Source organism: Corynebacterium sp. (genome assembly GCF_030152825.1).
GTDB lineage: Bacteria > Actinomycetota > Actinomycetes > Mycobacteriales > Mycobacteriaceae > Corynebacterium.
In genome coordinates this window covers 1-8,574 of sequence record NZ_JASLIP010000066.1, presented here as the reverse complement: position 1 = coordinate 8,574, position 8,574 = coordinate 1, and the positions used below count along the sequence as shown (strand labels likewise).

The 8,574-nt window shown below is 63.1% G+C and carries 9 protein-coding genes; 1 reads left to right on the top strand and 8 read right to left on the bottom strand.

Annotated features, from left to right (window positions below; translation table 11 throughout):
• The 6 genes from Q1V78_RS07440 to dut all read right to left on the bottom strand — a co-directional run.
• On the bottom strand, positions 1-897 hold an 897-nt coding region (locus Q1V78_RS07440; RefSeq protein ID WP_300613202.1), incomplete at its 3' end, for an iron chelate uptake ABC transporter family permease subunit.
• 88 nt (positions 898-985) lie between these two features.
• The gene (locus Q1V78_RS07435; protein WP_300613200.1) at positions 986-1,945 is read right to left on the bottom strand and encodes a siderophore ABC transporter substrate-binding protein; all 960 of its coding nucleotides are present in this window, start codon (positions 1,943-1,945) and stop codon (positions 986-988) included.
• A 223-nt stretch (positions 1,946-2,168) separates the two neighbouring features.
• A complete protein-coding gene (dxs, locus tag Q1V78_RS07430) occupies positions 2,169-4,058 on the bottom strand; it encodes a 1-deoxy-D-xylulose-5-phosphate synthase (protein WP_300613198.1) in 1,890 nt (629 codons plus the stop codon).
• A 70-nt stretch (positions 4,059-4,128) separates the two neighbouring features.
• A complete protein-coding gene (locus tag Q1V78_RS07425; protein WP_300613196.1) occupies positions 4,129-5,379 on the bottom strand; it encodes a class I SAM-dependent RNA methyltransferase in 1,251 nt (416 codons plus the stop codon).
• A complete protein-coding gene (locus tag Q1V78_RS07420) occupies positions 5,372-6,118 on the bottom strand; it encodes a DUF3710 domain-containing protein (protein ID WP_300613194.1) in 747 nt (248 codons plus the stop codon). Before Q1V78_RS07420 ends, Q1V78_RS07425 begins: the two co-directional genes overlap by 8 nt.
• A gap of 116 nt (positions 6,119-6,234) precedes the next feature.
• Positions 6,235-6,684: a dUTP diphosphatase gene (gene dut, locus Q1V78_RS07415; RefSeq protein ID WP_300613192.1), complete on the bottom strand. Its 450-nt coding sequence runs from the start codon at positions 6,682-6,684 to the stop codon at positions 6,235-6,237.
• 220 nt (positions 6,685-6,904) lie between these two features.
• On the opposite strand from dut, the gene Q1V78_RS07410 reads away from it, so the two are divergent.
• Positions 6,905-7,426: a DUF3093 domain-containing protein gene (locus Q1V78_RS07410; RefSeq protein ID WP_300613190.1), complete on the top strand. Its 522-nt coding sequence runs from the start codon at positions 6,905-6,907 to the stop codon at positions 7,424-7,426.
• A 66-nt stretch (positions 7,427-7,492) separates the two neighbouring features.
• Here the strand turns inward: Q1V78_RS07410 and Q1V78_RS07405 are convergent, their stop codons facing one another.
• Positions 7,493-7,792 carry a DUF4193 domain-containing protein gene (locus tag Q1V78_RS07405; RefSeq protein WP_300613188.1) on the bottom strand — a complete coding sequence of 100 codons (300 nt, stop codon included), beginning with the start codon at positions 7,790-7,792 and terminating at the stop codon, positions 7,493-7,495.
• A 185-nt stretch (positions 7,793-7,977) separates the two neighbouring features.
• Positions 7,978-8,574 (bottom strand): inositol monophosphatase family protein (locus Q1V78_RS07400; protein WP_300613186.1); only part of this gene is annotated, 597 nt, incomplete at its 5' end.

Genomic DNA, 8,574 nt, shown 5'->3' with positions numbered 1-8,574 from the left:
GATCAGCCCGATGAACGGAATCGCACCCACGACGGTGACTGTGACGGCCGCGATGATAGCCACGATGACGATGGCGGAGTACTCGACAAGCTTGACGCGGACGCCCACTCCCTTAGCCAGGTCGTGGCCCAGGCCGAGCAGAGTCAACCGGTCAGCGAGAACGTAGGCAGCGAGGGCAAGCAGTGCGACGAGCCAAAGGAGCTCATAGCGGCCACGGAGCACGCCTGCGAAGGATCCGAGCTGCCATGCGCCGAGGCTCTGCAGCAGGTCGAAGGAGTATGCGAAGAACGTGGTGGCGGCACCAATGATGCCACCGTAGATGATGCCCACCAGCGGAACCGTGAAGCCGGTTCGCACCTTGATTCGGGACACGATGACCAGGAAACCAATCGTGCCGATGAGCGCGGTAAGACTGGCCATCCCGAGCTTCGCCCACATCGGGGCACCGGGAAGCAGGAGCGCGACGACCAACAAACCAGCCATCGCGGACTCCGTGGAGCCGACGGTAGAGGCCTCAACGAAGCGGTTGCGGGCCAGCAGCTGCATGATCAGCCCGCCCATGGCCAACGCAGAACCAGCCAGCAAGGCGGCCAGGGTGCGCGGAATACGGGAGACAGCGACCACGGAGGAGTCCGCGTCCGCAGCCCCCAGCATCAGGCTGAGCAGCGAGAGCAGCACGAGAACGCCCACGAGGATCATGGCGTAGACGGGACCGCGCGAACGAGGTGTTGTTTGCTGGTCTGCGGATTCGTCCGTTGCCGCGGGATGGCCTCCTGCAGCAGTGTCGATTGCGGCGTCCTGAGCATCGACCTGATCCCGGTACGAGGTCTGCGGGGCACGCGACAAGGGGACTCCTGCTTGCCTCGTCAGGGTGCTCACGGAACCGTTGGTACCCATCTTGCTCGCTACTCTCCTACTACCGTCTCGCTCGCTTGTTACGTGATTGAACCGCGCCCCGGGTGCCCGTGGCGCGGTCATTGTTTTATTAGAGTGCCTGCTCGATATCGTCGAGCATGGTGTTCAGGCCGTCGATGCCGCCACCGTTGAGGTACCAGTCAGCACCGCTCAGCATGTAGATCCGGTCTTCCTTGGCCGCATCCGTCTGCTTGACCAGCTCGTTGTCGAGGGTGGCCTTCGCGGAGTGGCCTTCCTGGCCGATCGCTGCGTCGCGGTCGATCACGAAGATGGTCTTCGGGTTGATCTTCTTCAGCAGCTCGAAGGAAGCGTTCTCGCCGTGAGAGCTATCGCTGTCGGTATTGCCTGCCGGGGTGAAGCCGAGATCGTTGAAGACCAGGCCGAAGCGGGATTCCGCACCGTAGAGGCTGATCTCCCCGCCACTGGTCATCAAGACGGCGGCCTCCTTCTTATCGGCCGGAACGGAGTCGGAGATCTTCTTCACGCGCTCGCGGATCTCGTCGGCCTTCTCCTTAGCTTCGGCTTCCTTGCCGAAGAGCTTGCCCAGAGCCTCGACACGCTCCAGATTGCTCTCGATCGTGTAGTGATCGTAGTTAATCGTCATGTTCGCGGTCGGGGCGATCTTCTCGAACTCCTTGAGCATCTTTGCCTGACGCCCGCCGATGATGATCAGATCCGGATCCGCTGCGGCGATGGCCTCCATGTCCGGCTCCTTCAGAGAACCAGCGTTAGCCTCGATCCCCTCTGCAGCCTTCGGCATGGTGGCAGCCCTGGCGGTGGACACGACGCGGTCCTTCTCTCCCAGCGCAGCCAGGGTATCGAGGGAAGCGTAGTCGAGGACGACGATGCGCGTCGGCTCGGACTCCAGCTCGACGGTACCGTTCTCAGCTTCGAGGGCATAGGTCCGATCCGCGTTATTCTGCTGGCTGGACGCGGAGTTATTCTCGGCGGAGTTGTCCTCGGCTGCGCAGCCCGTGAGGATCAGGGAGAATCCGGCAGCTGCTGCAACGAGTGCGTGGGAGATCTTCAATCTTGTGCTCTTCCTAGTTCGTCCCGGTCCGCCTCTTCGGGGAGACACGGCCGGTATTATTCCGAAGGTTGACCGAACAAGCAAGGTTAGCTTGCCCTAAGTCCCCCTCGATACTGTCAAAGAGAGTGAAGATAGGCAAGCCTAAATTGAGCCCTTCGCGGAGTTAGGCAACATTCTTGTTTCTAATTACCCCCATTGCCGGGTGAACAGGGGGTAAAAGCCACTAGAAGCAGTCGAGCCATCCCGTCACGCGCTCCTCCACGGATGCCACATCGAGGGCCACTTCCTCGAGCACTTCTCCCCGCGATGCGTGCGCCAGGTACTCCTGCGGCACCGCGAGCAGACGCACCGGTGTATCCACCTCCGCGGCGCTCAACGCCGCCTGCAGCGCAGAACCAGCCCCGCCGTGGATACCGTTATCCTCGACCGTCACCACGAGGTCGGCATCGCTGGCGAGCTCGACGAGTTCCTCGGAGACCGGGTAGACCCAGTGTGGATCCACGACCGCAGACTCCCAGCCCTTCGCCTTGGCCGCCTCAGCTGCCGCCCGGGACTGCCCCACGAGCGCGCCGTAGTTAATCACCAGCAGCTTCTTCGCACCGTCCCCATCTGTCGTGCGGTGGTCGAACAGGACGTCGTAGCCCTCCTCCTGCCGAAGGGCAGGAATGTCTGCCGGAACGCTGCCCTTCGGGAAGCGCACGACGGTGGGGGCGTCGTCAACACCGAGGCACCGGTCCAGCGCCACGCGCAGTTGCGCTCCGTCGCGAGGGGCAGCGACATGAATCCCCGGCACAATTCCGGTGATAGACATGTCCCACATACCGTTGTGGCTGGCACCATCCGGGCCGGTAATGCCAGCGCGATCCAGCACAAAGGTCACGCCCAGCCCCAGCAGACCGACATCCATCAGCACCTGGTCGAAGGCACGGTTGAGGAAGGTCGAATACACCGCAACAACCGGGTGCAAGCCGCCCAAGGCAAGGCCAGCCGCGGAGGTGACGGCATGCTGTTCTGCGATGCCGACATCGAAGGTGCGCTGCGGAAAAACCTCACCGAACTCAGCGAGTCCCGTGGGGCCGGCCATCGCGGCGGTGATCGCCACGACGTCATCCCTCTCCCCCGCCCGCTCGATGAGGTGGGAGGAGAACACCTGGGTCCAGCCAGGCTTCGAGGCTTCCTTCGGCACACCGGTGACTGGGTCGATCACGCCCGTGGCGTGCATCTGATCAGCTTCGTCGTTCTCCGCCGGGTCGAAGCCCTTGCCCTTGTGGGTGATCGTATGGACGATGACGGGGCCACCGTAGTCCTTCGCGTAACGCAGCGCGTTCTCCACCTGGCCGATATCGTGGCCATCAACCGGGCCAATGTACTTCAGCCCCAGGTCGGAGAACATTTCCTGCGGGAGGATAGAGTGCTTGACCGCTTCCTTGAGGCCGGAAATCAGCTGGAATGCACGGTCCCCAACCCAGCCCATGCGGCCGAGGGTGTTTTTCCCGGACTCCATGACCTTGTCGTAGGCGGGCTGCAGGCGCAGCGCGGCAAGGTTTTCTGCCAGCCCACCGATGGTCGGCGAGTAGGAACGCCCATTGTCGTTGACGACGATGACGATCGAGCGCTTCTTGCCGGTGGCGATATTGTTCAGCGCCTCCCAGCACATGCCACCTGTGAGTGCCCCATCACCAACGACAGCCGCGACGTGACGGTGAGACTGGCCGCTGAGCTCGAAGGCCTTGGCCAGCCCGTCGGCGTAAGAAAGGGATGCCGAGGCGTGGGAAGACTCGGTCCAGTCATGCGGGCTTTCCGCGCGGTCAGGGTAGCCCGACAGGCCGTCCTTCTGTCGCAGCGTGTCGAAGAGATCGCGGCGCCCCGTGAGGATCTTGTGCACGTACGCCTGGTGTCCCGTGTCGAAGATCAGGGGGTCGGACGGCGAGTCGAAGACACGGTGCAGCGCCATCGTCAGCTCGACGACACCGAGGTTCGGACCCAAGTGTCCGCCGGTCGCGGAAACTTTTTCAATCAAAAATTCCCGAATCTCCTGCGCCAGCTGATCCAGCTTGCCCTCATCGAGCATCTTCAGATCCGCTGGTGAGGAAATATTTTCAAGGATTCCCATTGAACTCAGTTTCTCTCCATCCCACATTGAATTCGCTGGCCCCATCTTAGTGGGGACACCGGTTTCAGCGTTATTCGCCCGCCGCCTCGAAGTACATCAGTGTCTCGACGTGATGGGTCAACCCGAAAGCGTCGACAATCTCCATCTCGCGCAACTCATAACCCGCGTCTCGCCACAGGCCCGCGTCGCGGGCTGCCGTGGCGGGGTCGCAGCCGATGTGAATCACCCGCGGTGGGCGGTGCTGCGCGATATTCTGGATGACGGCGGCCCCCGCCCCCGTCCGCGGCGGGTCGAGAACGACGGCGTCCAGGTCCGCGACCTCTTCGAGGTTCTCCAGCCACGCGCCGACGTCGCTGCTGCGGAACCGCACGGCCGTGTCCGTCCCTTCTGAGTCGGCTTCCCGGGCTGCAGCGAAGGCTTCCTGTCCAGCACGAGTTGCACTGCTCGCGACGTCCACAATCTCAACATTGCGCGCGGAGCCCAGCAGGCCCGCGGACAGAGCGCCGCAGCCACCGTAGAGATCCCACACGGTGTGCAGCTCTCCGTTCAGCCGGTCGGCGACCCAGCGGGCGTAATAGGCGCTGGCTTGGATGTGAGACTGCCAGAACGCGTCCACCGGCACCTTCCAGCTCACGCCGAAGTGCGAATGCAGCACCTCGCCATCGCCGTCGAGAACACGGCGTTTCCGCCCCCGGCGGGTCTTCTTGAGCTCCACGACGGAGCGCTTACCGTCTCGACCGACACCCACCACGACCTCGCTGTGTGGGCTGGGATTAAGCCCGGCGACGCCCTCGGTCATCCCGGGCAGCCATTGGGAGCACTCCACCTCAGCCAGCGGGACGATCTCGTTGCTCTTCGGCTTCCGCAGACCAGCCTGCCCGTCCGCGTCGACGCCGAGTCGTACGCGGTGGCGGTAGTGGGTAAAAGGCCACAGGCTCGTCGCGCGAACATGAGCATCGAGGAATTCTTGCGGCAGCTCGAACTTGGCTAGGCGGCGGAACTGGTCAATGACCACCGCCTGCTTAAATTCCAGTGAGCCGTGGGCATCAACGAAGTCGAGGTCGCAGCAACCAGCTCCGGCCTCAGCAGCGTCGCATTGCCCAGCCGCCCGGTGCGGGCTCGGCTGGTCAATAGCTAGCGCTTGACCAGTGCGGAACCTTTGCTTGCCGCTTTTTTTAGCTGGGTCCAGCGCAACCTCGACCCCCTTCTCCCCGGGCAACCCGCCACGAACAAATACGATCTGTCCGTCGTGTTGTCCAATGACAACGCCTCGGTGGCCGGGTTGATCCAGATCCAGAGTGATGGTCTCCGGGCTAGTCATTTCCGTCCTCGTTGGGATCCTGCTGCTGTGCCGGGGCATTCTGCTGCTCCTGCAGGTGTCGCGCCAGCTCCTCAACCATGGCCTGCGGCAGCTGAACCGGCAACGGATCGCCGGCGGGGATTGGGTCCGTGCCGCGAACAACGAAGGTGCGGGCAATGATCTCGCGGCCCAGCGCCGCCATCTGCTCAGCGGACTCCTGTGGGCCGGCGAGCGTCATGCGCAGCATCCATCGCGGGCCGGTCGCCCCAATAACTCGTAGTGTGCCCTCACCGGACTCTGCAACGATCTCCGCGCCCCAGGGCCCCTCCTCGGTGGTTGTCTCCAGGCCGTCGGCTGCCATGCCCTCGATGAGCGTCGGCACCGTGTTATCCCAGAGTTCGCCGGTGGTTGGGGCGGCGAAGGCCACCGGGGTGACCCGGCCGAATGGGGTGAGGATGTGGAGCATTTGCGGGCCATCATCGCCCATCTCCACCTGTACCTCGGCCTCGTGTGGAACCGGGATCATCATGGATCCCAGGTCGAGTCCGCCCTTGGCGAAATCGCTGAAATTGTATTCACGATAGTCCAGCGTGTCCCCGTCGAAGGGCCCAAAATCCTCACCCTGGACCGGTTGGTCAGCGTCTCCCGGTCCGGCTACGGCGTTTTCCGCCGCATCAGAGACCTCCGGCTCGGCCTGGCTCTGAGTTGCGCTTGGTTCCGCACCGCTTGGTTCGTTTTTCTTCTTAGAAAATGGCCACATTTTAAACTACTGTCCTTCCTCACTTGCCAACGCGACGCTGGCTAGCGCCACCGTGGGAGTTTAAAAGCTGGAAATTAAACTTAATCGGCTACCGGGACCGGCTGCCCGACCCCGCATCAACTCGTGCCGGTGGAGCCGTGGCCACCACCTCCGCGGGCGGTCTCCCCGAGTTGCTCAATGCTGTCCACAGCCACGACGTCGCAGAGGCTGACCTCCTGAATGAGCAGCTGAGCGATGCGTTCACCCCGGCTGATGCTGATTCTTTCTTGCGGGTCAAGGTTGATCAGGTTGACCTTGACCTCCCCCCGATATCCCGCATCGATGGTGCCGGGCGCATTAACGATCGACAATCCCTTCTTCACCGCCAGTCCGCTGCGCGGGTGAACCAGCCCAACCTTGCCGACCGGCACCGCCATCGCAATTCCCGTCCCCACCAGGCTGCGCTGCCCGGGGTTCAAGGTAATGTCCTCGGCGGAGTAAAGATCGATGCCCGCATCGTCGGGGTGTGCCCGGTTCGGTAGCGGGAGAGATGGATCAATCTGAAAAATTTCCAACGGGCTGCTCATGAGGCTCCACTCTACAAGGTCATTCCCATCTCGTTATTGGCCCGCTGCAGGAAAGTCTCCCCTCGGTGGGAGCCACGGCGGCTTCGGAACACCTGATGGTGTGTGGGTAAGATGGTGGCCGGTAATTGCCACCCAATAACGGCTCAGTATGGCGCCTCACCGCCTGCGAGGCCGGGCCCGGGTAAAGATCCACATGTAGACGAGGAGCACTCTGCGAGTCATGGACGCTGTGAACGGAGCATCGACCCCACCGGCGAAGACCGACGAGGCGGCGGGCACGCGGGTGCTGTACAGCGAGACCCAGCGCGTTCCGCTGTCCTGGTGGCTTGCCGCCACCGGTGTGGTCGCTATCATCGCTTGGCAAGCTCAAATGGGGCGCGACTGGTGGTGGTCGATCGTGGCCGGGGTGTTCGCAGCCGCCCTCGCTGCCTGGGGGCTCATCGCGCTTTCTCGGACGAAGGTCGAGGTCGTGGAAGACTCCCGGGGTGGCAGGATTATCCGCGCGGGCGATGCCCAGCTGCCGGCCTCCGTGGTCGACCGCACGCTGGTCATCCCGCCCACCGCGAAGCAAGCTGCGTTGGGTCGCCAGCTTGACCCTGGCGCTTTCGTCATTCACAAGGGCTGGATTCCGACGATGGCGATGCTCGTGCTTGACGATCCGTTGGACCCCACCCCCTACTGGCTGGTCTCCAGCAAGAACCCCCAGGAACTGCTGGAGGCGCTGGGAAGGCCCATTTACTAGGGTTCCCAGCGCCTCCGCGCTCCCGGTCTGCACGGTGTTACACCCACAGGCCGGGTCTTTTATGCCTTAAGCGCAGTCGATGCAGATGAACTCGGTATCGCTGAGCTTCTCACCGATACGGCTGCGGTGCTGCACGAGGAAGCACTCGGAGCAGGTGAACTCGTCGTTCTGCTTTGGCGTGACCGTGGTGGACAGTTCCTCGCCGGAGACTTCCTCCATCGGCAGTTCGAAGGGTTCCACGATTTCGCCATCGTCGGTGTCCGAGATAGCTGGCTCCGCCTTCTCAGCGGCCTTCAAGCCTTCCAGAGAATCGGTCTCCAGCTCTTCCTCGGCGCTTCGTCGCGGTGCATCGTAGTCCGTGGCCATCGTTGTCCTCCCACACTCCTCGGATGATGCTCATCAGTTCTTGGGCGGGCTCCCCGCCACCTGCCGCATCGCGGGCCACAAGCCCTTTCTTCACGGCAGCCATTCGGCCCCTAGTCGAGGGTGCCTCATGTGTGCTGAACGCGGATATTAGGCCATGAGGTGCACACTTGTCACCTCCCTCATAGTCATCGCAAAGAAAGTTGCTCGATGCTACCCCCTGCACCCTGGCTAAGCAGCATTTTTTCGAGTTCTTCCTGCACCCCCGGCACGCCGGCGATGATGGGCAGCCCGCTGTCCGCCGTGTAGTTCATCGTGGGGGTGAGCACGGTTGCGCCCGCCCTTGCAGCAATCAGCGCGCCGGCCGCGAAGTCCCAGGCGTTGAGCCCGTGCTCGTAGTAGCCGTCCACCTGACCGCTGGCCACCATGCAGAGGTCGAGCGCGGCGGAACCCAGGCGGCGGATATCTCGTACGTGTGGCAAGACGGTGCCCAACACGCGTGCCTGTCGCTGGCGGCGCTCGGCGTCGTAGGAAAAACCGGTCGCCACGAGCGCCTGTGCTACGTCCTTCCGTGCATCCTGCCGGCTGATGTTCTTGCGATCACCGACAACTGCCTCCTCGCTCCTCAAATCAACGGGAGCGACTGTCGCGGGGCCGCCGACACAGGCGCCGAAGACATGGCCATGGGCGGCGTCCACAACCGCACCTGCCACCGGCACCCCGTCGAGGGCAGCAGCCACCGACACAGAGAAGGCGGGAATCCCGTAGACGAAATTGACGGTGCC